Annotated in this window: 20 protein-coding genes; 12 read left to right on the top strand and 8 right to left on the bottom strand. The window is 33.2% G+C overall.

Features of this window, described 5'->3' with window-relative positions; translation table 11 throughout:
- Positions 1-150: 150 nt before the first annotated feature.
- The 4 genes from PL77_RS00955 to PL77_RS00970 all read right to left on the bottom strand — a co-directional run bounded on the left by PL77_RS00955 (position 151) and on the right by PL77_RS00970 (position 5,598).
- On the bottom strand, positions 151-1,728 hold the full coding sequence (locus PL77_RS00955) for a M28 family peptidase (RefSeq protein WP_044200738.1): 1,578 nt from the start codon (positions 1,726-1,728) through the stop codon (positions 151-153).
- 148 nt (positions 1,729-1,876) lie between these two features.
- Positions 1,877-2,362 (bottom strand): Lrp/AsnC family transcriptional regulator, encoded by a 486-nt coding sequence (locus tag PL77_RS00960; RefSeq protein ID WP_044200740.1) that lies wholly within the window; start codon positions 2,360-2,362, stop codon positions 1,877-1,879.
- A 354-nt stretch (positions 2,363-2,716) separates the two neighbouring features.
- On the bottom strand, positions 2,717-3,967 hold the full coding sequence (locus PL77_RS00965; protein ID WP_172665783.1) for an N-acetylmuramoyl-L-alanine amidase: 1,251 nt from the start codon (positions 3,965-3,967) through the stop codon (positions 2,717-2,719).
- A gap of 305 nt (positions 3,968-4,272) precedes the next feature.
- The gene (locus PL77_RS00970; protein ID WP_044200743.1) at positions 4,273-5,598 is read right to left on the bottom strand and encodes an aspartate kinase; all 1,326 of its coding nucleotides are present in this window, start codon (positions 5,596-5,598) and stop codon (positions 4,273-4,275) included.
- Positions 5,599-5,986: 388 nt separating this feature from the next.
- Here PL77_RS00970 and PL77_RS00975 point away from each other — a divergent pair, with 388 nt between their 5' ends.
- The 6 genes from PL77_RS00975 (at position 5,987) to PL77_RS01000 (ending at position 12,757) form a co-directional block, all read left to right on the top strand.
- Positions 5,987-6,763, top strand: coding sequence for a carbonic anhydrase family protein (locus PL77_RS00975; RefSeq protein WP_052444071.1), 777 nt, complete (start codon positions 5,987-5,989; stop codon positions 6,761-6,763).
- A 257-nt stretch (positions 6,764-7,020) separates the two neighbouring features.
- Positions 7,021-8,316, top strand: a complete 1,296-nt coding sequence (locus tag PL77_RS00980; protein ID WP_052444072.1) for a sigma-54-dependent Fis family transcriptional regulator — start codon at positions 7,021-7,023, stop codon at positions 8,314-8,316.
- An 11-nt stretch (positions 8,317-8,327) separates the two neighbouring features.
- A complete protein-coding gene (locus tag PL77_RS00985; RefSeq protein WP_044200745.1) occupies positions 8,328-8,690 on the top strand; it encodes an Hpt domain-containing protein in 363 nt (120 codons plus the stop codon).
- An 83-nt stretch (positions 8,691-8,773) separates the two neighbouring features.
- Positions 8,774-9,154, top strand: coding sequence for a RidA family protein (locus PL77_RS00990; protein ID WP_044200747.1), 381 nt, complete (start codon positions 8,774-8,776; stop codon positions 9,152-9,154).
- Between the two features lie 194 nt (positions 9,155-9,348).
- Positions 9,349-11,439 carry a phosphate acetyltransferase gene (gene pta, locus PL77_RS00995; RefSeq protein ID WP_044200748.1) on the top strand — a complete coding sequence of 697 codons (2,091 nt, stop codon included), beginning with the start codon at positions 9,349-9,351 and terminating at the stop codon, positions 11,437-11,439.
- Between the two features lie 109 nt (positions 11,440-11,548).
- Positions 11,549-12,757 (top strand): acetate/propionate family kinase, encoded by a 1,209-nt coding sequence (locus PL77_RS01000; RefSeq protein ID WP_044200751.1) that lies wholly within the window; start codon positions 11,549-11,551, stop codon positions 12,755-12,757.
- Between the two features lie 262 nt (positions 12,758-13,019).
- Here PL77_RS01000 and PL77_RS01005 read toward each other — a convergent pair whose 3' ends face one another.
- Positions 13,020-13,526, bottom strand: coding sequence for a hypothetical protein (locus tag PL77_RS01005; RefSeq protein ID WP_156152200.1), 507 nt, complete (start codon positions 13,524-13,526; stop codon positions 13,020-13,022).
- 186 nt (positions 13,527-13,712) lie between these two features.
- Here PL77_RS01005 and PL77_RS01010 point away from each other — a divergent pair, with 186 nt between their 5' ends.
- Both PL77_RS01010 and PL77_RS01015 read left to right on the top strand, forming a co-directional pair.
- Positions 13,713-14,603: a DNA/RNA non-specific endonuclease gene (locus PL77_RS01010; RefSeq protein ID WP_052444073.1), complete on the top strand. Its 891-nt coding sequence runs from the start codon at positions 13,713-13,715 to the stop codon at positions 14,601-14,603.
- An 83-nt stretch (positions 14,604-14,686) separates the two neighbouring features.
- Positions 14,687-16,429: a PAS domain S-box protein gene (locus tag PL77_RS01015; protein ID WP_044200754.1), complete on the top strand. Its 1,743-nt coding sequence runs from the start codon at positions 14,687-14,689 to the stop codon at positions 16,427-16,429.
- An 11-nt stretch (positions 16,430-16,440) separates the two neighbouring features.
- On the opposite strand, the gene PL77_RS01020 is transcribed toward PL77_RS01015, so the two are convergent.
- Complete coding sequence (locus PL77_RS01020; RefSeq protein ID WP_044200756.1) at positions 16,441-16,935, bottom strand: cupin domain-containing protein; 495 nt, start codon at positions 16,933-16,935, stop codon at positions 16,441-16,443.
- A gap of 220 nt (positions 16,936-17,155) precedes the next feature.
- Here PL77_RS01020 and PL77_RS01025 point away from each other — a divergent pair, with 220 nt between their 5' ends.
- Both PL77_RS01025 and PL77_RS01030 read left to right on the top strand, forming a co-directional pair.
- Positions 17,156-17,788 carry a Crp/Fnr family transcriptional regulator gene (locus PL77_RS01025; protein WP_044200758.1) on the top strand — a complete coding sequence of 211 codons (633 nt, stop codon included), beginning with the start codon at positions 17,156-17,158 and terminating at the stop codon, positions 17,786-17,788.
- 67 nt (positions 17,789-17,855) lie between these two features.
- Positions 17,856-18,158 (top strand): rhodanese-like domain-containing protein, encoded by a 303-nt coding sequence (locus PL77_RS01030; protein ID WP_044200760.1) that lies wholly within the window; start codon positions 17,856-17,858, stop codon positions 18,156-18,158.
- 78 nt (positions 18,159-18,236) lie between these two features.
- Here the strand turns inward: PL77_RS01030 and PL77_RS01035 are convergent, their stop codons facing one another.
- The gene (locus PL77_RS01035) at positions 18,237-20,636 is read right to left on the bottom strand and encodes an outer membrane beta-barrel family protein (RefSeq protein ID WP_044200763.1); all 2,400 of its coding nucleotides are present in this window, start codon (positions 20,634-20,636) and stop codon (positions 18,237-18,239) included.
- Positions 20,637-20,999: 363 nt separating this feature from the next.
- Between PL77_RS01035 and PL77_RS01040 the strand changes: the two genes are divergently transcribed.
- Positions 21,000-22,925: an AAA domain-containing protein gene (locus PL77_RS01040; RefSeq protein WP_044200765.1), complete on the top strand. Its 1,926-nt coding sequence runs from the start codon at positions 21,000-21,002 to the stop codon at positions 22,923-22,925.
- A 61-nt stretch (positions 22,926-22,986) separates the two neighbouring features.
- Here the strand turns inward: PL77_RS01040 and PL77_RS01045 are convergent, their stop codons facing one another.
- Positions 22,987-24,516 carry a caspase family protein gene (locus PL77_RS01045; RefSeq protein ID WP_044200767.1) on the bottom strand — a complete coding sequence of 510 codons (1,530 nt, stop codon included), beginning with the start codon at positions 24,514-24,516 and terminating at the stop codon, positions 22,987-22,989.
- Between the two features lie 125 nt (positions 24,517-24,641).
- On the opposite strand from PL77_RS01045, the gene PL77_RS01050 reads away from it, so the two are divergent.
- The gene (locus tag PL77_RS01050; RefSeq protein WP_156152201.1) at positions 24,642-25,550 is read left to right on the top strand and encodes a DMT family transporter; all 909 of its coding nucleotides are present in this window, start codon (positions 24,642-24,644) and stop codon (positions 25,548-25,550) included.
- Positions 25,551-25,775 lie beyond the last annotated feature (225 nt).

Below are 25,775 nucleotides of genomic sequence, written 5' to 3' on the forward strand. Positions count from 1 at the left end.
TATAAAAATCTTAATTATATATACGGTGATTTAATCTTCACAAGAGTGGCATATAAACTTTACAAAAGCATCTAAAAAATTAATACAAGAAAAAACCTCGAAGCGTAACATCTTTTACACTTCGAGGTTTAAAATATTTCTTTTTTTAATTTATTTCTGTTGTTCTGTCTTTTGATCTACAACTGGTGCATTGTCCCTATTGGCCAATTCCCAAGCGGTTGCAAAAACTAATTTTGCTCTTTTAGCCATGGGACCAAAAGTGATTTTATCAACCGTATCCGTTGGTTGATGATAATCTTCGTGAGTACCGTTAAAATAGAAAATCACTGGAATACCGTGCTTCGCAAAGTTGTAATGATCAGATCTGTAATAATATCTATTGGGATCATCCTTCGCATTGTAAGTATAATCTAGATCTAGTTCAGGTACATATTTTTTAGCTACTTTTTCGTGAATATCATGCAATTCTGATGATAACATATCTGCACCTATCACATAAACAAAATCAGGATTCTCACTATGTGCGGCATCTCCTCTACCAATCATATCAATATTCAAGTTGGCAATAGTGTTATCAATAGGGAAAATTGGGTGACTCGAATAATATTCAGATCCTAATAAACCTTTTTCCTCACCTGTTACCGTCATAAACAATATCGACCTTCTTGGGCCATTCCCCTCTTCTTTTGCTTGAGTAAAAGCATTTACAATTTCCAATAACCCTGTCGTTCCAGAACCATCATCATCGGCACCGTTGTGAATTTCTCCATTGATGATACCTACGTGATCATAGTGCGATGTGACCACCAATACCTCATCTTTTAAGTCCGTACCTTCCATAAAACCTAAAACGTTTTCCGTCGGCATTTTTCGAGTCTCAAACTGAGCATTGATATTCAAATTAAAAATTTCTCCACTTGCTGCTGATTTCCCCTTCGCTACAGCCTTCGCCACTTTCTTTTCAAACTTACTTTCACTAACCCCAATTAAATTAAAGAAGCTTGAGGGTTTCACTAAGACTAAACCAAAACCATTATCATTTTTTACTTCTGGCTTATCAAACATTAATCTTCCCTTAGAAATATAGCTACCATAGCGTTTTGCTTGAGTAGTGTATTTCTCATCAGATTCAGCAATCACTATCGCAAATGCGGCACCTTTTTCAGCTGCTACTTTTGCTTTTAGTCTTAATCCACTTGTTCCTTTTTTAGATGTACCATAGTTTTTTGGTGTTTTTTCGAAAAAGACAACCCCTTTACCTTTCACGTCTACGTTGTCATAATCGTTAACCATACTATTTTCCTCACCATAACCGATGAATATCACTTCTAAATCCTCTTTAAAAGAGAAGTTACCGTATGGAAAAATATCTTCAATGAGTTGAAGTGTTACGCCTCCTTTTTGAATGGAGAAATTAGTATACTTTTGTTTATATAAATCGAATTGTTGAAAATAAGGGTTTGGAACATTTGGAACCGGTCCTTCTAAACCTTGATCCATAAAAAACTGAGCGATATAATCTGCTGCCATTTTTTGTCCTCTCTCACCAGTCTCTCTTCCTTCAAACTCATCAGAAGCTAGAATCGTGAGATGAGATATCATCTCCTCTTCTGTGATGGTCGATTTGTACTTGTTGACTTTTTCACTTTCTGATTCCAAAGTGATATCTTGAGCAAAAGCCGATGAAATAAGAATTGATAATAATGTCGATAAAAGTGTTTGTTTCATAAAACGATATTAATAATGAAGAAGGTAACCAGTAAATTAGGTAAGGAATATTTATTTGACTGGATACTTATTAATTGAATTGGTAATATGTAAGTACCTAATAACATGAATTGTTATTAGGTACATTTTTTTAATCTCTTTACAATGCCTAAGGCACTGGAATTGTGTGTGCGTCTTTTGGAGAAGATAGAACGATCATAGACTGTAAATCATCCACTTCTTTAATTTCACTAAGCTTGTTTAACAATACTCTTTGATATTCCTCAATATCAGTAGTAATTACTTTCAGTAAGTAATGGCTGTTACCCGTTACGTGATGGCATTCAATAACCTCTGGTATGTTATCAACTTGCTTTAAAAAAGAGGTATGATTTTCTTGGTTATGCTTCTCAATCTTCACATTTACAAAAGTAGTCACTCCTAAGCCTAAAGCTTTAGTATTTAATTTTGCGTGATAACTTTCAATAATCCCCGAGTTCTCTAATTTTTTTACCCTTTCCAAAGTAGGAGCTGGAGATAAGTCAATTTCTTTTGATAACTGAGCGTTTGTTATTTTAGCTTGTTTCTGGAGAATATCTAATATTCTCCTATCTGTTTGATCAAGCCTTAAAACTGCTTTTTTAAACGTTGACATTTATAATGTAATTATAATGATTAATATATGTGCTGTGATAATAAATATTTAACCGATAGGTATTATTTAGTAACGTTAAATTTAAGTGCAATAAAACTCTAATAATGAAGACTATACCAAAACAACATTGATATGCTTTCAAAATCTGTATCACTTCAAAAAAACATAAACTGTCTATAAAAAACTATTGATTAATTATTTATTCCGATAGTTTATAGAAATAAAAGATCTTTTTATTACTAAGATAGATTAATGCAATTTATTAGAATATTTTGTTAATTACGAATTTCACCAACTAAAATTCCGAAAAATTAAAAAACAATTCTATTCACAAAATAAGATATAGCTGTTCTACTAAGGGGTATGTTTGGATTTCTGATAATTTACATATTCAAGTATGCCATAAAAATAGCTATTAGCAACTTCAATTACTCTTTCGGAAATCTTGCCTGACTTTAAGTCATTATCATTAAGTGCTTTAAGCTCATTAATATTATCTTGAAGAAGAGGTTCACCGTAGCACATCGGGCTGTTTAATAATCGGCAAAGTCTTAGATTTCTTGCATAAATACCGTTTCCTAAAGGCATTGCTACATTTTTAAGATATCGGGGTTCATTAGTATTGTTAACAGCAGGGACTTTTAGATAATCCACAAATTGTTGCATGATGAACTTACTTAAAAAATAGGAATCTTTTGTATTATCACTGATCAATATTCTGAGAAAATCATAACGATCTCTTTTGGTAGACAGTTCTTTTCGCATAAAGGAACCTGGAACAAACACCATACTGAAATTCCTTTGAGATGGTTTTTTCCATCCCACATTTAATTCATCAGCATTATAATGTAAAACAACAGTTACATCAGGTTTAAAGTAATTGATTTTGTTGGCTCTTACTTCTAGATCATCCTGCAAATAATAGTCTCTGTATATCTTTGATTCAGGAGAATGATATAAAATATGAAGCAACTGTTTTTTGGTCAGTTTACGATGCTCTCTTAATTTATTAGGGAGGTGCTTACTTTTCCAGGATTGATAAGAGACATTTGATGCGCCTTTATTACCAATTGATGTACGAGTAAGAAATACCTCTGCTCCATACTTTTCTAGACTATCTTTTAGTACGTAAGCAGTCGTTAGTGTCAGATCTCCTTCCCTAAGATTTATCTTTTCACCACTTTCTAAAGTCATATCGATAAATCTCCCCTCTATTTTGGCCATTTTCATATCTGTAGCAATATGACCTGGATCAATAGCTACTCTGATTCCGGAAAGAGGTTTCATCACAGATGATGGTATGAAATTATGATTCAGCTTCAAAATTCTTATGGTCTGAATTAGATCGTCAGAAAATGGCTTTACGCCTTTATTCGCGTAGACATTGTATTGAAAAGAACGGTCTGTAAATTCAAAAACATCTTTTAAAGTAGATAACTCGCTCCAAGGTAGAAAAAACTCTGCTACGCCTTTCTTATGGTGTAACGCAGATGCATATATAGTGATTCCTTTTTGATTGATGGTGAAATACTCATATAGGTGAGGGCTTTTCACAAGGTACTTTTCGGCTCTTCTTTTATAATAATAAGCTAGTTGCTGATTCATTTGTGCATAAACTCCCCCTCCTACTTCAAAACAAAGCAGAAACATAAAAAGAATGATTTGTAGGGATTGTCTGAGCATCATATTATTTAATTAGGGCCCCAAAGTTAAGTAGTTAATACTGTAGTATTTGTGAACAACGGGAAAAGATGGGTAAATCTTACTAAAAAAGTACCTTTTTCAGGGTTTTTCATCAATAATTTACAAAAGAACAATAATAATGTCAAAATTTTGTCATGTACAAAAAAAACTCCAACAACTAAATTGCTGGAGTTCGTGAAATCTATTTATCTATTTTGGAGTGGTAATTACACCAATTCCTCAGTGTATAATTCTTTATGTAATAAGTTTAATGCATTGTTTTTCTCGAAAGTAGGAATCAATACTGAGATATTACTCTTACTTCCTCCGTAAGAAATCATTCTTACAGGCAATGATCTTAATGCATTTACTACTGAAGATACAATATTTGCGTTTTCTACTAGCATTTGTCCAACAACACAAACAATTGTCATATCTTTATCAACTTCCACTAAACCTAAAGATTGTAAATCTCTTACAATTTCTTCAAGATGTGTATCATTATCAATAGTTAAAGATACCGCTACCTCTGATGTTGTAATCATATCGATTGGAGTGCTGTACTTTTCAAACACTTCAAATACTTGCTTCAAGAAACCATAAGCCATTAACATTCGGCTTGACTTGATTTTGATGGCTACAATACCATTTTTAGCAGCTACTGATTTTACTGGAATAGCATTATCAGAAGTTGGTCCAATTAAAGTTCCAAAAGCTTTTGGAGCCATTGTATTCTTTAATCTAACAGGAATATCTTTTGTTTGAGCAGGTAATACAGCTAATGGGTGAAGGATTTTAGCACCAAAGTAAGCAAGCTCTGCCGCTTCATCATAAGTTAACTGTTCTACTGCTTTTGTATTTTCAACGAAACGTGGGTCGTTATTGTGCATACCGTCAATATCAGTCCAAATCTGAACTTCTTCAGCATTCACACAAGCACCAATAATTGTTGCTGTATAATCACTTCCTCCACGTTGTAAATTATCAACTTTTTCAAATTCGTTCGTACAGATATAACCTTGCGTGATGAATAGAGTTTCGCCTTTATGCTGAGCAAGAGTTGCTTCCAATCTCTTTTCAATTTCAGGATATGCAGGCTCACCATTTTCAGATCTCATGAAATCAAGTGCTGGTAATAATACCGACTTCACTCCTTTTTCTGTAAGGTATAAATGCATTAATTTTGTTGAAATTAGTTCTCCTTGAGCGTGAATTTCTCTTTCTTGCTCTGTTGAGAATCCTTCAACACTGTAAGAATTTAACAAGTCATATTTTTCATCCATCAGTGCGTGAGCTTCTTCTCTTGCTGCCTCACCTTCTAAAAGCTCATAGATGTGTTGATCATACTTTGGTTTGAAATCAGCAACTAACTTTTCAACTAATGGCTTATCACCTGCATAATAGGCATCACAAATTCCTACTAACGCATTTGTAGTACCTGAAACAGCTGATAATACAACTATTTTAGGCTTCTCATCTACAATTAGATTTGAAACTTGAACCATTCGTTCTGCTGAACCCACCGAAGTACCTCCAAACTTATAAACTAACATCGCACTAAAACTATTTTCTTTGTTAAATCCTTAATATTATGTTACAAATATGATCGAGCCTTTTTAGATCATGAAATTTAAACATGAAAAATACCTAAATTTCACAATGTGTTATATATAAAACAAAAGCTTTTCTACCTATAAAACATAATGAACTGAAAAATTTCAAATTCAACTACATATCATAAACGTTAATCTAGAGGCTTTAATACGAAAACATTTAAAGGAATTCACAACTAAAAACATACATTATGTAATCTGCACTACCTCTATTCAATAATGATGATAATAATTACCTTCTTTCAGACTTCTCGGTCACTTCTTATTAGATGTATTTAGAGGAAATTTGAAAAATATAATAAACTGTTAAAGTAACGTTCATTTTATTATGAAATTTATACTAGCAAAAATTTGTGTTATCTATCTTACTTTCATTTCGATTTCATGTACTAACACAAAAACAAAAGAAGATAGTCACCATGGTGACACCATTGCATATACAGAGGCTGAATGCGACTTTGGAGATATACAATCCCCAATTAATATTCTTTCACAAAGAACGAAAGGAATAATCAAGTCGAGAATCAATATCGAAGCTCATTGTAATGCTGTTGAAAACAAAGGTCATACAGTACAAATTGATTTTGATAGTACATCAAAGTTAACTTTTGGAGATGATAGATATAGTTTTAAACAACTGCACTTCCATACACCTTCTGAACATCAGATTGATGGTATTACCTACCCAATGGAAATGCATATGGTGAATGTTTTAGACAATGATGAGTCTGAAAAACCTCACTTCTTAGTAATCGGTGTTTTATTTAAAATGGGAAAAGAGAATGCGTTCTTAAATGAGTTCCTTAATAAAATACCAAGAGATCACGAAGGTCTAGTAAAGGTAAATGAAGCGGAAGTAAATCTTGAAGATTTATTTGGAAGCTATGATTGTGAGGAAATGAAACATTATTTCCATTACAACGGATCTTTGACTACACCACCTTTTACTGAAACAGTATCATGGCACGTAAACCAAGTGATCTTTGAGGCTTCTGAAGAACAGATCAAAATAATGAATAAGATTGAAGGTAATAATGCGAGACATATTCAAGACCTTAAAGGTAGATATGTAGAAAAAGAAGATCTTTATGTTTCTTCAAAATAGAGCATTAAGTACCCGTTAAAGTGGACTACCCCATCTTTAACTCAATACTTATAAAATATAGACATAGTATGATAATGAAATGAAGGTGATCTTTTGAAGGTCACCTTTTTTTGTAAGTTCAAATTCAAAATTATCTAATACTAACTCTATTTATTATTTTGCGATTACTTCCTTTAAAAAACTTTCAATAGAACCTCTATTAATACGTTTTTTAGCGTTGTACTTAAATTTGTAATTCATCATTGATCAAAATAAAAATGAATTCTGTACTTCTCAGCAACAATACAAATTATTACGATTTAATTCTCCCTTTTTTGCCCAAGTTGGAGATTTACACCAATGTAGAAGACCTTAATAAAGATGAGAATGTAGAAATCTTAATTATTGATGAAGAAGTGATTTTATACCACTTGGAGAAAAACCTGAAATTTATTAAAAACAACTTCCAACAAACATTAAAATATATTATTTCAAGAAAAAATTGTATTCAAAATTTAGAACTCTACAATTTTAATGAAATACCTCACTATATCTTACATGATGAAAATTTTGAAGACAGGATTAAGAAATATTTTTCATCCATCAATATCAATACCGACAAAAACAATTTTACTTTTTCAGATTTAATAAAGGGAAATTCTCCAGTGGTACAGAAAGTCTTTCAATTAATGAAAAAAGCTTCTACCAGTAAAATCACTGTGAACATTACAGGAGAGACCGGAACGGGTAAAGAACTTGTAGCACGATCAATTCACGAAAATTCTCAACGAAGGGACAAAAAGATGGTAGCTGTTAACATTGCGTCTATTCCAAAAGACCTAATTGAAAGTGAACTATTTGGTTATGAGCAAGGTGCATTTACTGGAGCAACTCAACAAAGATTAGGTAAGTTTGAGGAAGCCAAGGGAGGCACTTTATTTTTGGACGAAATCGGCGAACTTCCTCTAGATCTTCAAACAAAACTTCTAAGAGTCCTACAAGAAGGAGAATTAACTCGGCTTGGAGGGAATGAGGTCATCAAAACAGATATCCGTTTAATCACTGCTACTCATAGAGACTTGTATTCGGAAGTCGGAAATAATACGTTTAGAGAAGATTTATATTACAGAATTTTGGGTCTACCCGTTCATCTTCCACCACTTCGTGAAAGAAAAGAAGATATTGAGGAACTGACAGACAATTTCCTATCAATTGTTTGTAAGGAAAACAACATCAAACCACAGAAGAAATTAGGGAATAGTGCACTCAAAAAATTACTCAACTATAACTTCCCAGGAAACATTAGACAGTTAAAGGCCATCATTGATTTAAGTGTAGTGCTATCCTCTAATTATGTGATAAGTGCAAGTGATATATTAATTGAAGACCAAAAAAATGACATTAATTTACTGGAAAAAGAGCGAACTTTAGAAGAATATAACATTGAGATCATAGAACACTTTTTGAAAAAGTACTCAGGAAAGGTGAACTTTGTAGCAGATAAACTTGTCATGAGCAAGTCAAAAATTTACAAGTGGATTGCTGAAGGCAAATTGACAAAACCAAAAACCTAAATTTTATACGTATGAGTACAGTCCAAAATACACAACTATATAACCTTTCACAATTAGAAATGCTTTCAAGAGGTGACCAAGGATTTGTCGACAAAATGTTGAATTCATTTATGGGCAATCTTAAAGATGGCATCAAAGAAATAACAGACGCTTATCGTTTACATGATTGGAACACTATCGGGAAAGTAGCACATAAGTTAAAACCTTCCATGTTGGTTTTAGGAGTAACAAGTTTAAAGGAAACTATCATCTACTTAGAGCAAAATCAGAAAACAGAAAATATTGATGAAAAGGAAATCAGCAGTAAAGTGGAAGGTTTTCTTGAAAAATGCGGCATTTTGTTAATGCAGATTCAACAAATTTCCAATAATTGAGAAAAAAACTGACATCAGTCACTTAGAGGGTAAAAGTATCTATCTATTTTTGCAGGGTAAAACGAAAAATTAAATTTACTCTAATGAAACAAGTTATTTTTAGTGAACTTGCCCCTTCACCACTAGGGCCCTATTCTCAAGCTATTTTAACGAATGATACACTATATGTATCAGGCCAAATTGGCATCAACCAGTCTACTGGAGAGTTTGTATCTGATTCGATCGAAAATGAAACACACCAAGTCATGAAGAACCTTGGTTACATTTTACAAGAGGTGGGATTGACTTATGAGAATGTAGTCAAATGTAGTATCTTTGTAAGAGATATGAATGACTTTGCGAGGATAAATGAAGTATATGCTACTTACTTCAATGAAGAAACTGCTCCAGCAAGAGAGACAGTTCAAGTAGCACGTCTTCCTAAAGATGTAGGTATTGAGATCTCTTGCATCGCTATTAAATAAGCAATAAGAAACTATGTTCTATAGAATGTTTTTATCAAATGTTAGCTATAATTCTAGCATTAGTATTAATTCACAATTTATTGAAACATAGAACTTGAAAATACGTGCATAAATAGAGATCTTTTCACGAATAGGAGGATCTCTATTATCATTTATCTCCTACGCATATAAAATCAACCACCATTACAAATCAAATGACAAATTCGATTTACATCAGTACTGCCGAGCCCAATAGTGGCAAAGCCTTAGTTGCCTTGGGTATTCTTGAGAACTCATTACGTAAAAGTTCTAAAGTAGGGTTCTTCAAACCTGTAATTGGAGACTTCAATTCAGGAAAAGAAGACGAACATATTTCTTTGGTTATCGAGCATTTCGGTTTAGACCAAACACACGAAGAAGCATATGGCCTTACTTTAAAAAGAGCAAATGAGCTCATCTCTCAAGGCAAAAAAGATGAGATGCTTGAAATCGTAATCGATAAATACAAAAAATTAGAAGAGCGTTTCGACTTTATTCTAATTGAAAGTAGTGATTATAAAAATAGTATTACATTAGAACATAGCTTAAACATTGAGTTTGCGAAAAACTTAGCCACGCCTGTTCTAATTCTTACAAATGCTCACAAGAAAACGCTAGAAGACTGCTCTGATTCATTAAGAGTAGCAATTGACGAATTCAAGTCAAACGACTGCCAAGTAATTGGTGCTATTGTCAATAGAGTAAACCCTGATATTGTCACTGAAGTACATACTGGGTTAGCGGAAAAATTTGCTAGCAAAAAAATGCTTTTATCAACTATTCCTGCTGATGAAAGAATTTCTAGTCCTACCATTAGAGACATTGCCGAGCACTTAGATGCTAAAGTTTTATACGGTGTAAGAAATCTTGATGTATTGGTTGACAATATGACAATTGCTGCCATGCAAATGCAAAACTTCTTACCAAAAATTAAAGATAATTCTTTGGTAATGACACCTGGTGATAGAGGTGACATTGTTTTAGGTACACTTTCAGCACACAGATCTCAAAATTATCCAAATATTGCTGGTCTACTTTTAACAACAGGATTGGAGCCTGATGAGTCGATCAAAAGAGTAATTGAAGGTATGAAAGATATGTTCCCTGTATTATCAGTAAAAGAGAACACTTATCATACTGCCAACTCTGCTGCTGATGTTACAGCTTCAATGAGAGCAAATGACTTAACTCGTATTGCATATGCAAAAGAGCTTTTTGAACAACATGTTGACTCAAAAATGCTAGAAGAGTTATTGAGCACTGTGAAGATTGATGGTATGACACCAAAAATGTTCCAGTATACGCTTACCCAACGTGCTAAAAAGAAGAAAGCGAAGATTGTATTACCTGAAGGTAATGATCCTAGAATTCTTGAAGCAACTGCAATTCTTGCAACACAAGATATTGTTGATATTGTATTATTAGGTAAAAAGGATGAGTTAGTTGATATTGCTAGAAAAAATGCCATCAACCTTGACTTTGATCTAGTGGAAGTGATCAATCCTGTTGAATACTCAAAATTCAATGAGTATGTAAATACACTTTATGAATTAAGAAAGCATAAGGGTATGAACCTAGATATGGCTACAGATGCGATGTCTGACGTTTCTTACTTTGGTACTATGATGGTTCAAATGGGTGATGCACAAGGTATGGTATCAGGTGCAGTACATACAACAGCCGCTACGATCCGTCCAGCATTACAAGTAATCAAAACTAAGCCAGGAACATCAGTAGTTTCTTCAGTATTCTTTATGAGTTTACCTGACAGAGTATTAGTATACGGTGACTGTGCTGTAAACCCTAACCCGAACTCTGATCAGTTGGCAGAAATTGCACTTTCTTCTGCTGAAACAGCAATCGCTTTTGGTATTGAACCAAAGATTGCCATGCTTTCATACTCTTCAGGATCTTCAGGATCAGGTGAGGAAGTAGAGAAAGTACGTAAAGCAACAGAAATTGCAAAAGCAAAACGTCCAGACTTAAAAATCGAAGGTCCTATCCAATACGATGCTGCAGTTGACGCAACTGTTGGTCAGAAAAAGATGCCAGGATCTGAAGTAGCTGGTCAAGCTAACGTATTGATCTTCCCTGACTTGAACACTGGTAATAACACTTACAAAGCGGTTCAAAGAGAAACTGGTGCACTAGCAATCGGTCCTGTACTTCAAGGTTTAAATAAGCCAGTAAACGATTTAAGTAGAGGTTGTTTAGTAGAGGATATCTTGAACACAGTGATTATCACAGCGATCCAAGGTATTCAGTAGTAAACAAATATTAATAATAATACTTATTAAGAATACCCTTTACAGACTGTAAAGGGTATTCTTATTATTTTGCAAAAAATTATAATTTATAAATACTTCATACATTTCAATGAAAATTCTTGTAATCAACGCAGGTAGTTCTTCTTTAAAATACCAATTGTTCGAGATGGAAGGTGAACAAGTTCTTTGCTCGGGTATTGTAGAAAGAATTGGTTTAGAAAATGGTATTATCACGCACAAAACTTTTGATGCAGAGGGTAATGCTTCTAAAACAAAACTTGAGCTTCCTATTCCAAATCATAATGTTGGTCTTAATGAGGTAGTAAACCTACTAACTGACTCAGACAATGGAGTGATTCAAAATACAGATGATATCCAAGCAGTTGGTCATAGAGTAGTTCATGGTGGTGAGTTCTTCAACAAAACAACACTTATTAATGAGGATGTTGAAGCTAAAATCAAGGAGTGTTTCCAACTTGCACCTCTTCATAACCCTGCCAACTTACAAGGTATTTTAGATTGTACTAAAATCTTTGCTAAAGCAAAACAAGTGGCTGTATTTGATACTGCATTCCACCAAACAATGCCTGCTAAATCATACAGATATGCTATTCCTACAGAATTGTATGAAAACAATGGTATTCGTGTTTATGGCATGCACGGTACTTCTCACAAATATGTTTCTGAGCAAACTATCAAATATTTAGGTCTTGAAGGAAAAGATTCTAAAGTTATCACAGTACACTTAGGAAACGGTTGTTCTATGGCAGCTGTAAGAAACGGTGAGTGTATTGATACTTCAATGGGCTTCTCTCCTCTTGATGGTTTAATGATGGGTACTCGTTCTGGTGACATCGATCCTGCTGTAGTTTTCTACTTAATGGATAAGTTAGAAATGAAATCAGAGGAAGTATACGAACTATTAAACAAAAAATCAGGTATGTTAGGTGTGACTGGCGACAGTGACATGAGAGATATCGAAGAAAGATTTAACGCTGGTGATGAAGTAGCGATTCTTGCTCTTCACATGTACACTTACAGAATCAAGAAATACATTGGTGCTTATATGGCTGCTTTAAACGGTGCTGACGCTATTGTATTTACTGCAGGTGTAGGTGAAAATGACCACGGAGTACGTCTTTTAGCAGCCAACGAATTAGAGCACTTAGGTGTTGTAGTCGATGAGGCTAAGAACCATAAATTAAGAGCTTCTGACATTGAAGAAATTCAAGGTGCAGATTCTAAAGTGAAGGTATTAGTTGTACCTACAAACGAAGAATTAGAAATTGCTCAACAAACTTTAGAGGTGATTGGTTAATCAACTTTATTGACATAAAAAATCCCATACCAACAAACTGGTATGGGATTTTTTTTTGAAAAACCGTAATTCCAATGATGAAATTACGGCCGATAATTAGGTTTTAACAGGAAGTTTCGTCTTCATTTAACGATGTTTGTTCATCCTTATAAACCTAAGTACGGCGTTTTTATACTCTAGTTAAACCAGCTTTACACTTGTTTTGACAAGTTTACAAAAGAATAACATAGATGTTAGTTTATTAACAAGTTCTAAAGGCATTTTAGTCAATTGCCTCCAACTTTTTTCTTTCTATAATTTCGGATTGATAAGTGGTAATTTTATCTACAACAACATTTTCAGGCATTGCTTGTGATGTTGCAGTTTTACATAATACAAACTGATGATTTGACATTCTACCTACGACCCCTACTTGATCGATATCATTCATATCTAATAAATCATATAATTTATCTCTATCTTTCAGGTCGGTAACCAAATATAATTTATGGCAATGTTTTAATGCTTCTAATGTTTTAGGATTGTTCTCGAAGAAAGAAAAGTCCGTTAATACTAAGAAACCTATGATCATGTTGTTTGAGCTAGAATAGATAATCGCATCAAGTTTGGTTTCTGAAGTAGGTGCATAATCTTTTTGGATTAATATTTTATTGGTCTTTAATCCTGCCTGAAGGGCAATTGATTTTCCAAAACTCTTTTTTAGGTTTCTAAAAAGTGACTCACTGATTTCATCGTACATCAGTTTAGTCGATATATTAAGAGTAGACATGTTTGTAAAATTTAGGTTATTAATAATTATTAGCCATACGTTGTAATTCGATAATTCTGTCATCTTTTGTATTACAACAGTAAATTAAATAATACAAAAAAACATTAACCTCAAAAAATACAGATTTACTTTTGCGCAACTTTCGTTTATTTTTACATAAATCATTAAAATAATTCAATTTTAAATATGCATCATAAATTAACAACTCTGTTTCTACTCTTCTTTATTAGCATACAATTAAATGCTCAAAAACTACAGGAAGTACCTTCTGAATATTTCCCCTCATACAATGAGAACTATCAAGTCATAAACCATCAAAACTATTCAATTGGGTACAGTGAGAAACATGAGCAAGCTGCTTTTATAATTTATAAACTTACCAAAAAAGAACTCAACAAAAGTGCCGATCGATCCAATCAATTTGAGACAGATCCTAATGTCACAACATTTTCAGCTGATGGAAAAGATTATTACCAGTCTGGGTATGACAGAGGACATTTGGCTCCAGCTGCTGATATGGCTTTCAATCAAACGGCCATGGAAGAAAGTTTTTACTATTCTAATATGAGTCCTCAAGCCCCTTCTTTCAACAGAGGAGTTTGGAAAAGAATGGAAGAACAAGTAAGAGAATGGGCTCTTCAAAAAGATAGTGTAATTGTAATTACTGGACCTGTTTTAGAAGATGGATTGAATGTTATTGGTCCCAATGAAGTAAGTGTGCCTCGCTATTTTTACAAAATTGTATTATCTGAAAAAGGTAACAATGAATTTGAGGCTATAGGGATGCTCGTGAAAAACACTAAATCTTCATTGCCTTTATCACAATTTTATGTAGCTGTCGACGCCATAGAGGAAGTTACTTCAATAGATTTCTTTGCAGGACTTTCAAATCAAGAAAAATTTGAAAGTCATTATGATTCAGCATATTGGACTATTGACAACACAAAGGAAAATAATCACATTATCGAACATTCTCCCTCAAAAGAAGCCCTTCAATGTGAAGGATTTACAAAAAAAGGAGACAGATGTAAACGAAATGCGAATAAAAACTCAAAATTTTGCTGGCAACATCAATAAATCTCAAATCCATTAAGGCATTTTAGATTCTTATTCATTAAATTGTCGCTAATAGCACCCAAAATGTTATTCTCGCAAATTATATGAATGTATTTCTTCAAAATGACAAAGAAAAAATAAAGAATTCTACAGCTTCAAAAACAAAAAACCATTACATCATCCTAAATAGTAATGGTAATATAAAGTTCATCTCAAAGGGATTTTTAAATGGCGCACATACCTTTGAAGAAAATAGGTCAATAGCCGTAGGACTTTCTCCAAAAAATCAAATTGTGTTCAAACAAAAGGTATTTGAAGCTTTGGACACTCAGGATTCTATTGTCTTTGAATTTACGATTTCCATTCATGCAAAACCCCATCTTTTTAAGATTACACTTTCACCTTTTTTTATTGATGAAGCCTTAGTCAATGCCACTTTTGAGGAGGTAAATAAGGAGAAGGAACTACATTTAAGAAGGTTTAAAGACACCTATATACACTCTTTAGATGCCATTATTTGGATAGATCCCTTCTCAAAAGATGTCATCTTTTCCAACCCTGCTTTTGAAAAAATAACCGGATACACTGAAAAAGAAATACTTAACCAGTCCATCTTCAACTTAATTGCTCTAGAAGACAAACAGAAAGGAAAACACGAATTTTCATTACTAAAGAAGAACAAAAGCATAGTTACTCAAACAATTCTTATCACTAAGAAAAAGAAGAGGCTTGATGTACAACTCAGTGCTAACGTAGTGACTTCTGATAATGATTCACCCTATATCGTATGTGTAATAAAAGATCAGACAGCACTTGCAAAAGCTAGGAAAGAATTAAAAGATAACTCAAGAAGATATGAAGGGGTGCTTGACAACTCAAAAATAAAAATTTGTCAATTTGACCTTCAACTTAAGTTGTTTTGGACTGGACAATCAAATGATGCTTTGACATCTAATTTTCTATCCAAAAACAATTATGGTTTAACCATCAAAGAAATAATAAAAAATGAATCGGGTGTAAATATTTATCACCTTATGCATGAAACGCTAAAGTCACAAAACACGCAGTTTGGGAGCTTTACAATTCTATATGACAAAGAATGGAAAGTGGCTGAAGTTTTCTTTACTCCTATCTTGGAGAATGGTAAAACAGTTGGTTTAAATGTGGTTTTCTTAAATATTTCAGATCAAAAAAGAATTGAAGATAAGTTAGATCACTTCGTTTACAGGGCTGCCCATGATTTAAGAGGTCCTATTACGACAATTCAAGGATTAATACAATTGATCAAAGTTGAAGATAATGGTTCAAATTTTATAAATATGTTGGAGGAAACAGTTTGGACACAGGACATGCATCTTCAAAAAATCCTAGCTTTTTACTACAACCAAAAGAAAGAATTAAACGTTTTACCTGTCGACTTAAACAAAATTGTCTATCAACTCAACTCCTTCATCAGTAATTCTGGTTATAACATTTGTATCTCTACCAATAATCTTTCAAAAAGAGTAATCTACTCAGATGGAGAACGTATACTTCTTCTGTTCAAGAATATCTGTAGTACAATTTTACAAAATGTATCGAGAGATATTCATGTAGACCTTAAGATAGTACTTAAGGATATTAAAAATGGAATCTATTTGTCTTTTGAAGATAATGTATCTCCTAAAGACTCATTCGATTCCATTATTAATCGCAATAATGCGGTTGAATATATTCACAATGATTTTTCTAAAGGTATCTTTATCACTACTGATATCATAGAAAAATTGAAAGGGAAATATCAGGTAAATTATAATTCAAACAAAAGAATACAAATGCTTGAAATTCTTTTACCTGACCTTCAATAAAACAACTTTATTTAGTCTCTTCTGAAAGACTCAATTACTTCTTTAAAATCTGGAAATTCCTCTGAAAGATGCTCGATATTAGCAATTTCGAAATCTTCAAACTCAAATCCTGGAGCAACAGTACATCCAACAAGAACATAATCATCCTCTTCCTCCACTAAAGCTCTAGCTGCAAACCAATTACCGCCTTTAATGACATATTGAGGAACTTCTCCTTCCTTAAAGTTTTTGCCCACAATAGTTTCAATCAACTCCCCTTTGGGTGTGATTTCAACGATCTTTACTCTTGCCCCATCGTAATGATGCCAAATCTCCGTATATTTTAGTTTATGGAAAGTTGAGAACTCATTTTTACCCATTAAATAGTAAATAGCAGTAGAGGCATTTCTCTCTAATCGATCCGAATTTACCTCAATTGTCTTATGAGAACGATATGTTTCATAAAAATATCCTCCTTCAGGATGAGGAGTCATATCCAAAAATTTAATGATTTCGTCTTTTTTCATCTGTATTATTTAATTATTGAGCAAAAATATATCTCCCTACCCTATTCTCCAAAATACAAATTTTATAGACGAACCTCACATAGGTTTATGAATAATAATTGATCAAATGTTGAAATACTCTTAATTTCTACCTAATCATAATATTTATAAAAACATTATTAAGAGTAAAAAGAATAAAGTACATTTGAAATATGTAAAAACCATCATATATTGATTTGTTATGAAAAATAATATTGAACAATTTATTCAAAACAGCTTCCCTACTCTCCCATTAGACCACCCGTTAAAGCAAGAGTTCTTATCCGAAGGTGAATTAATATCAATTGATGAAGGTGAGTTTTTGATAGATCTTAATGAAGAAATGACTTTTGTACCGATTGTTACAAACGGGGTATTAAAGGTTACAAGAGAAGATGATGAAGGCAATGAACTTTTTCTTTACTATTTAGAATACGGCGAAACGTGTACTATCTCTATGATGTACCAAGAAAGTGCCGTAAGAGTGACTGCTGAAGAAAAATCCTTAGTTTACAAAGTTCCTCTGACCATTATTAATGATTGGATGGTTCGTTTCCCTGAATGGAGAGATTTTGTTATGCATGCCTATAAAATCCGTTTTGATGGTCTATTAAAAGCAATTGATGAATTAGCATTTAAGAAAATGGATGAGCGGTTAATTAACTATCTCCAAAAAGTTAGGGATATAAAAGACACAAATCTTTTACATATTTCTCATTCGGAAATTGCTTTAAACTTAAATACTTCAAGAGAAGTGATCTCAAGATTATTAAAACAATTAGAAAAAATAGGAAAAGTAAAATTAGGTAGAAATAAAGTTGAATTGCTTGCGTAACATTTATCACAGAGTAATTCTTTTGTTTCGTTAATTTTGTTCTATCATCAAATATAAAAAACACACTATGGGATTTTTAAGAAAATTATTTGGTCTTGGACCTAAAGTAGACTATAACGAATTAGTAGCAAATGGTGCTAAAGTTTTAGACGTTAGAACAACAGGCGAATTTTCTTCGGGTAATTATAAAGGATCCATCAATATACCTCTGGATCAAGTCAGTAAAAGAATGCCAGAAATATTAAAACTTGGTGAACCTTTGGTGGTGGTTTGTAAATCTGGAATTAGGGCTTCTAATGCCATTTCAAAAATTAAAAAAGCAGGCGTAAAAGAAATACACAATGCTGGAGGTTGGACCAACCTAAAGTAAAAACAATAGTACATAAAGAATGCTACCCAACAAATGTCGGGTAGTATTACTTTATATACTATTATCTATGAATACATGCTATAATCCTCCTCCACTAGATTGTAACTTTCTCTTTTGACGGCCTTGGAATTGACCACCAAATGCATACGAGAATGATAATCTATATACAGGACTTTCTTGTTGGAAATCCGTCATCTCTACAAAACCATCACCATAAGCAGTTCTTTGCTCACCACTGTAAAGAAGGTTATTGATTTTGAAACTCAAGTTTCCTTTATGATTTAAAATTGATTTTTTAATGGCCAAATCCATTGAATACTGTGGATCTGTAATTCTTTGAGCATCATAATTTTGTGCAGTATATCTACCCATTAACTGTACAGTCAATGTTTTGATTGGTGTTACTTTAGCACTCAATTTTGCTGACCAGTTTATTGGATTGCTATCCGTTGGAATAGTAAACTCCTCATTATCATCTTGAATATCCAAGTAATATAAATCAACTGAACCATTCCATTCCCACCATTTCGTCATATTGTAATTTGAAGATACTGACATACCACCGGTCATTGACTCTCCTAAGTTTCTGTAGGTAATTACGGTTAAATCTCTGTCATTATCGTATTCCACAATCTCTCTAATGATATCAGTAGAATGTCTCATATATACGGCAGTATTTACACTAAACGCACCTCCCATAAAACCGTAAGAAAGTTCCATTGAGTTAGTATATGAAGGCTGTAGACCAGGGTTACCTCTCATTACACTTTGTGGATTTGAAGACATCTCAATCGGCAATAACTGCATTACATTTGGTCTCTTAATTCTTCTACTATAGCTGATACCGACTGTATTTTTATCATCCAATTTATGTTGCACATGCAAAGATGGGAATAGTGACTGATAGTCAATAGTGTAAGTTGTATCTGCGATTGAAGAGTTTGTGATCTTACCTTCCATTAAGGCTGACTCTGCTCTTAAACCTGCTTTAATTCGCGTTTTACCCAATTGTAATGAATAAGAACCATATGCTGCGTGAACCTGTTCCAAATAAGGATAAGTATAAGATAAAGTGTCATCGTCAATAAAATTGATACTTTGAACTCTCATTTCAGCATCTGTCATTTGACCTTTATAGCCTACTTCAAAAGATGATTTATCATTAATCTGCTGATCATAATCAACACCTAATTGGCTGTAGAACCAGTTGGCAGAGTTGTTATTTCTATTAATTTGTTGCCATTCCCCATTTCCGATTTTCTGTGCATTTTGAGGTACAATATCAGCCTCTCCAATATTGGCAAATAGATCAATTTCTAAATTACCCTTCTCAAATTCTTTTCTATGATTCAAGTTGAAATTATTTCCTTGGGCTAAGTTATAGTTTTTACCCAATTGAAAATTACTATCTTCCACTTGGTCACCATTCACATATTCGTTGGTAAACTCGGATAACACATCAGATTCCCATCTCCATCTCTCAAAAGCAAAAGTTGAAGTATTCGTAGAATCCCAGAAGTAATCCATTCCTAAACGTACATTTCCAAATCTGTTATCGTCATTGATTTTTTCATTTTGACGAAGACTATTGATAGTGGTATCTGTATAATCCCTGTTTAGAGTTCTAGTGTTATCCCATTGATTTGAGCTCATGTATGTCTGCCCGAAAAAGTTTAATTTCTTTACTCTGTAATTCAAACCAAGGAACCCTGAGTATTTATTATTTGAACCTGCATTCAAACTAAAGTTACCGTTAAAACCTTTTAGAGCATCTTTTTTTGTGATCACATTGATAATACCAGAAAGGCCATCTGGATCATACTTTGATGATGGGTTGGTGATGACCTCAATCTTATCCACTGCGTCTGCAGGTAATGACTGTAAAATTTGATTGATATCCATTTGAGATGGCTTACCATCCAATAACACTCTTACATTGTTATCTCCTCTCAAAGAAATAGTACCATCAGCACCTACATTCACCTCAGGTAGTGTATTTAAAATTTCTGAAGTAGAATTACCATCAGCAATCATAGCCTCACTTACATTGATGACCTTTTTATCAATTCTATTTTCGATAAAAGATTTTTCTCCAGTGATTTCAACTTCTTCTAATTGCTCCACTGACGAAACCAAAACAATTTCACCTAAATCAAGCTTTGATTTTTTGGCTGTTAATTCAATTTCTTCGATATACTTTTCGTAACCGATAAACTGTACCACTAAATTGTATTTTCCTAACGGTACTTTTGTAAGTGAAAATTCCCCATTATCATCAGACATGGCTCCAGTAATAGATTTTTTTGAAGCATCTAATAATGCAATTGATGCATATCCGACAGGTTGATTGTTATCTTGATCAATTAAACGTCCTTTCACAATTCCTTTGGCGAGGGGCTCATTGGCTAAAGTTGTAAATGACGTAAAGATTAGGCATATAAACGTAATATATGCACATACGAGTGTAGAAGTCTTCATAGATTGTATAAAATAATTTGACACTAATAGTTAATTGCTGCTCACATGAACAGTTACATAGATTTAATTGAATGTTAATTACTTAACTGGAAGTCGATTAAGTTTCACATTCTTTAATAATTAATTCAATTATAGATGTTCAATTTTAAATTCACAAACAAATCATAGTAAAAATTATAAATTCATTAAAACAGAAGGTAATTCTGTAACACTGTTGAACACACTTGTTCATTATCGTACGAAAATTATAATTTAAACTGTTTTCAATGTTAAAGACAGGGTTTATGACAAAGGGTTGCAGGAATTCGTATTTTTTTCAAAAAAATTAAATCATTTATGTAGATTAGAAGCAAAAGGAAGAATATGAATAAAGAACAAATAAAGGAACACTTTAAAAAACAACTAGAACTACTTCAGTTAGAAAGAAAGGAAGACTTAGAACAATACAAAAAATTAATGAGTGATACCTCCATTGATGAAAGAAGAAAAAGAGGTATTTGCTGGCACCCAGTTCAACTTCAAAAAACTTCTTTTGATGCAGGAGATAGGATAATTATTGAAGTTACTCGAAATGAAAATCATAAAGAAAGTCATGTATTCCAATCGGGGAAAAGTATATCATTATTTTCTACTGCTGGTAAAAATGAAGAACATAAAGATAATGTAAAAGCAGTAGTCAATTACGTGAAAAAAGACACAATGACCCTAACACTGAATGCTGATGATGCTCCTGAATGGATAAATGATGGTCAACTTGGCGCACAATTATTATTTGATGAAAGTACGTATAAGGAAATGGAAAGAGCCATTACATTATGTTTGAACAGTGAGGACACACTATTACAAAAACATAAAAACATCTTCTTTGGAGATTTACAGGCTAAATTCAAATCAATTTACAAATACGACATACCCTATCTTAATGAGAGCCAAAACAAAGCTTTAATGAATGTATTAGAAGCTGAAGATGTAGCCATCATCCACGGACCTCCTGGTACTGGTAAAACAACTACAATTATTCAATGTATCATTCAAAACCTCAAGGATACTGATCAAGTACTAGTTTGCGCTCCAAGTAACGCTGCTGTCGACCTTTTAACTGAAAAGCTTGTTGATAAAAAAGTAAATGTGGTACGTTTGGGGCACCCTGCAAGAATTACAGATACAATCCTTCAACAAACTATTGATGTAAAAACAACAAAACACATTCGCTACAAAGAATTAAAAGCGGTAAAACAGCAGGAAAGCCAATATAGAAATGCTGCTCAAAAATATAAACGTAATTTTGGTAGAGAGGAAAGAGAAGAAAGAAGAATGCTATGGACAGAGGCCAATAAGCTAAGAAAAGAAGTAAGGTCACTTTCTGAATATATTGCTAATGATATTATCGAAAAGGCACAAGTCATTGCATGTACGCTTGTTGGGTCATCAACCCAAGTTTTAAGAGGAAAAAGATTCTCAACTGTATATATAGACGAAGCTGGACAAGGCTTAGAAGCGGCTACTTGGATTCCTATTCAAAGAGCCGACAGAATTATTCTCGCTGGCGACCACCAACAGTTACCTCCTACTATTAAGTCTATAAAGGCGGCAAAAGAAGGATTAGAAATGACATTGTTTGAGCAGCTGATTACAACCAAAAAGGTAGATGTGATGCTCCAAGAACAATATAGGATGCATGAAAAGATCATGAATTTTTCATCTACCTATTTTTACAACAACAACCTTTTTGCCAATGAAAATGTAAAAGAGCATCTCATTTTTGAAGGAGATTTACCACTAGAGTTTATCGATACGGCTGGAACAGGATTCAATGATTATACCGATCCTGAATCTCTAAGTACTAGTAATCGTGAAGAAGCCGATATTTTGCAAAAACACATGAGTGTTTATTTCGATGAAATTCAGCAAATGAATAAATTCGAGGAGGTACAAAATATTGGAGTAATCACCCCCTACAAAGCTCAAGTAAAGGAATTAAAAAGTACACTTTATCATCTAGACTTCTCTGAGGATATCAAAAACAAGATTAATATTAACACTGTAGATTCCTTTCAGGGACAAGAAAGAGACATTATCTACATTAGTTTAGTTCGTTCAAATGAAGAAGGGACAATAGGTTTCCTTCAAAATACAAAAAGAATGAATGTGGCAATGACTAGAGCTCGAAAGAAACTTGTTGTGATTGGAGATTCAAGTACAATCTGTCGACATAAATTTTACAAAGCGTTTGTGGATTACACACAAGAAATTGGTGCTTATAGAAGTGCTTTTGAGTTAATGTATTAGAGGAAAAACGTTAAAATAAAATAGCATGTTTGACTCAAATAATGATCAAACATGCTATTTTTTATTCTGTCAATCCCTGAGATATGATAACATCTTTAGCTCGTCTCAGTCCATTTTGACTTGCTTTGAGTAGCCATTTTTTATAGTCTAAATCGACATAACCTAATTCTTCTAACTCCTCCTTTTGCCTGTAAATCAATGAAGAAAGTTCATACTGACAAAAAGCATTACCCTCCTTGGCACCATTTAGGAAATAAAAGTAAGCACGTTTTAGATTAGAGTGTTTTTTACAATATCTTCCTGCATAAAAACTACTCATTGAACTTCCAATATTTACAGCTGATGTGATCTGTTCTTGTAATATTTGATGATTTTCAATAGGAACGATCCCTTCTGACTGTAAGATCGTCAGCTGAAAAATATGCTCATCATTCATCATCTCAGTATGTTCTTTTTTGAAAGTGTTATATGCCAATGTGGAGAAATTCTTCACCTCTGTTTGAGTCAATTGTATTCCATGCCTGCAATGATTCATATAGGTCACCCAAAATGACGCCTCTACATTTCCATTGCGAGCCATAGTATAAAACTCATTTGCAATTTTTTGGAGCTGAACAGAGTTCAAAAAGACTTTTTTTGAAAATTCTAATGACAAGCCTTTTAAATATGCGTAATACATATTGACCAAGATATCTATCCTTTCTTGTTCATTAACTTTGGATGTAGAACTCCTTGCTTTAAAGACAAAATCGGTAATCCCTTTGGTTTCTCCATAATACCCAAAAATGGGATTTGAAGCTAAAGTTTGTAGCTCTAATTGAATTTTCTGAGCAGTAACAATACTATCGTTCGCATTAATTTCCAGAGCTTTAATAAAATCAGCTGCAAAGGGAGAATGTTGCCCATAATCTCCATCAGGAACCGGGTTTAACCTTCCCGAACTCATTACAAATCTTCCTTTTTCTTTTAATTGATTACTCAAAAAGACATTAGCATTCCAATGATAATTTCGTGAAGCACCGCTTCTATTCCGTTGAATCTGATCATTGAAAGCTCCTCCAAAACAAACATCAACCACTAACATGACTTGTCGAGAAGGAAGATTATCCGTAATATTTTTGATATACTGAAATGGTAAATAAGTCAAAAGGTTGGGATCCAGTGCTTCATTTTTGGTTTCTTTCATCACCAAAAAACCTTCCTTATAATAGACATTATCATACGTTCCATGACCTGCTATGTAAAGTAAAAACCGATCATTGGGTTTGAGTAAAGTACGGTATTGTTTTATTGTAGAAAGTACTTGGTTAGCATCAGGATTTTTTAATATTTTAGTATTGAATGCATACTTATCAGCCAATAATTTGCTTACCTCTTCTACATCGTTAATAGGATTATTCAAGGTATTAAAATAATCATAGTCGTCCGTACCAATAAACAAAGCATATTTACGAGAGGTAATCTCCCCCTGAAACTCATGTTCATATGCAGGGTTAATTACAACACTCCGAGTAGTTTGTGCATTAGACAGCAGAAGGTTGAACAGCAAGAAATACAATAAAAGTAATATCTTTCGAAAATGTAAAGTCATAGTATCTATCTTGTAAAGCTTATGTAAAGGGGCAAAAAGTATCTAAAGTCTAAATAATTACTATAATCGTGCTAATTTTTTCGATATTTGAAAAAAATAAACTTCCATCAACTTTCAAATTAACAGTGCGAACATTCAATAAATATTATTTCTTTCTAGTATTTACTACTTTCATTTGGGGTACAAATTTCCACGTTACCCAAGTAGCATTACAATACACTTCTGCAATGCTAACAGGAACTTACCGTTACACTTTAGGGGCCATTTTGCTAGTGCTCATTATGTATTTTAAACAACCAACGAAGAAAGACATTAAAGATGCAATTCTGAAGTGGAAAAGTATTGTCTTTGTCGGTGTGGTAGGTGCTTTTGTATATAATATTCTTTTTTTAGAGGGAATGAAATATACTTCAGCTTTTAATGGCGTGCTTATCATTGGCCTTACCCCTCTAAATACGGCTTTGATCTCCATACCCATGTTAGGGTTAAGATTGACAGTAAGACAGATTCTAGCAATGCTCTTCGGTTTCTTAGGTATTTTACTTGTCTTATCGAAAGGAGATATTAGTGTCATCACCAATCTTTCCTTTTCAAAAGGAGACGTCTATATACTTTGTGCTAATCTTAGCTTCTCTTTTGGTAATGTCTATATCAAAAAATATTTAGGCGGATTCGCTCCTCTATGGCTTACAACATTAGTCACTGTAGTGGCATGTATTTGTTTCATTGGTTTTAGTATCTTCTTCGAAGATTTTATCATGCCTACAAATTATGAATATTTAAGTGCATTATTTTTCATGGGAGCTTTATCTACGGCATTATGTGGTGCTTTTTGGTTTGTGTCTATTAAAGAAATAGGCGCTGAAACAAGTGCACTGTTTATGAACTTAGTTCCTGTGTTTGGAGCTTCTGCCTCATTCATTCTAGGAGAAAAAGTTGTAACTCCTCAATTATTTGGTGGCCTACTCGTCATTATCGGTCTATTAATCAACAGCGTGAAAATTAAATCAAAAAAAGCCGTTTTAGAACACTAAAAAAGTAACGGCCTATATATAGTATTTTACTATTCTAATTCCTTATTATCTGTTCATTCTTAAATTATGAATTGGTGATAAGGAATTTGTGCTTAAGAAAAGCCTCACTTATCTAATACATCTTTAAACAAATGCTTTTTGGAAGAAGTATTAATTGCAATATTACCTGACTTTGAACTATTTACCATCGATAGAATCAAAATCAAGCAAAAAAAAATACCCATC

The organism is Flammeovirga sp. OC4 (assembly GCF_000812565.1).
In the GTDB taxonomy this organism is placed as follows: Bacteria; Bacteroidota; Bacteroidia; order Cytophagales; family Flammeovirgaceae; genus Flammeovirga.

Excerpts from the sequence above, each read along its gene's own strand:
- PL77_RS01045 (WP_044200767.1), bottom strand. The coding sequence starts at position 24,516 with ATGACTTTACATTTTCGAAAGATATTACTTTTATTGTATTTCTTGCTG.
- PL77_RS00960 (WP_044200740.1), bottom strand. The coding sequence starts at position 2,362 with ATGTCAACGTTTAAAAAAGCAGTTTTAAGGCTTGATCAAACAGATAGG.
- PL77_RS00970 (WP_044200743.1), bottom strand. The coding sequence starts at position 5,598 with ATGTTAGTTTATAAGTTTGGAGGTACTTCGGTGGGTTCAGCAGAACGA.
- PL77_RS01025 (WP_044200758.1), top strand. The coding sequence starts at position 17,156 with ATGAAAAATAATATTGAACAATTTATTCAAAACAGCTTCCCTACTCTC.
- PL77_RS00965 (WP_172665783.1), bottom strand. The coding sequence starts at position 3,967 with ATGAATCAGCAACTAGCTTATTATTATAAAAGAAGAGCCGAAAAGTAC.
- PL77_RS01030 (WP_044200760.1), top strand. The coding sequence starts at position 17,856 with ATGGGATTTTTAAGAAAATTATTTGGTCTTGGACCTAAAGTAGACTAT.
- PL77_RS01040 (WP_044200765.1), top strand. The coding sequence starts at position 21,000 with ATGAATAAAGAACAAATAAAGGAACACTTTAAAAAACAACTAGAACTA.
- PL77_RS00975 (WP_052444071.1), top strand. The coding sequence starts at position 5,987 with ATGAAATTTATACTAGCAAAAATTTGTGTTATCTATCTTACTTTCATT.
- PL77_RS01035 (WP_044200763.1), bottom strand. The coding sequence starts at position 20,636 with ATGAAGACTTCTACACTCGTATGTGCATATATTACGTTTATATGCCTA.
- PL77_RS01010 (WP_052444073.1), top strand. The coding sequence starts at position 13,713 with ATGCATCATAAATTAACAACTCTGTTTCTACTCTTCTTTATTAGCATA.
- pta (WP_044200748.1), top strand. The coding sequence starts at position 9,349 with ATGACAAATTCGATTTACATCAGTACTGCCGAGCCCAATAGTGGCAAA.
- PL77_RS00985 (WP_044200745.1), top strand. The coding sequence starts at position 8,328 with ATGAGTACAGTCCAAAATACACAACTATATAACCTTTCACAATTAGAA.
- PL77_RS01015 (WP_044200754.1), top strand. The coding sequence starts at position 14,687 with ATGAATGTATTTCTTCAAAATGACAAAGAAAAAATAAAGAATTCTACA.
- PL77_RS00990 (WP_044200747.1), top strand. The coding sequence starts at position 8,774 with ATGAAACAAGTTATTTTTAGTGAACTTGCCCCTTCACCACTAGGGCCC.
- PL77_RS00980 (WP_052444072.1), top strand. The coding sequence starts at position 7,021 with ATGAATTCTGTACTTCTCAGCAACAATACAAATTATTACGATTTAATT.
- PL77_RS01000 (WP_044200751.1), top strand. The coding sequence starts at position 11,549 with ATGAAAATTCTTGTAATCAACGCAGGTAGTTCTTCTTTAAAATACCAA.
- PL77_RS01005 (WP_156152200.1), bottom strand. The coding sequence starts at position 13,526 with ATGTCTACTCTTAATATATCGACTAAACTGATGTACGATGAAATCAGT.
- PL77_RS01020 (WP_044200756.1), bottom strand. The coding sequence starts at position 16,935 with ATGAAAAAAGACGAAATCATTAAATTTTTGGATATGACTCCTCATCCT.
- PL77_RS00955 (WP_044200738.1), bottom strand. The coding sequence starts at position 1,728 with ATGAAACAAACACTTTTATCGACATTATTATCAATTCTTATTTCATCG.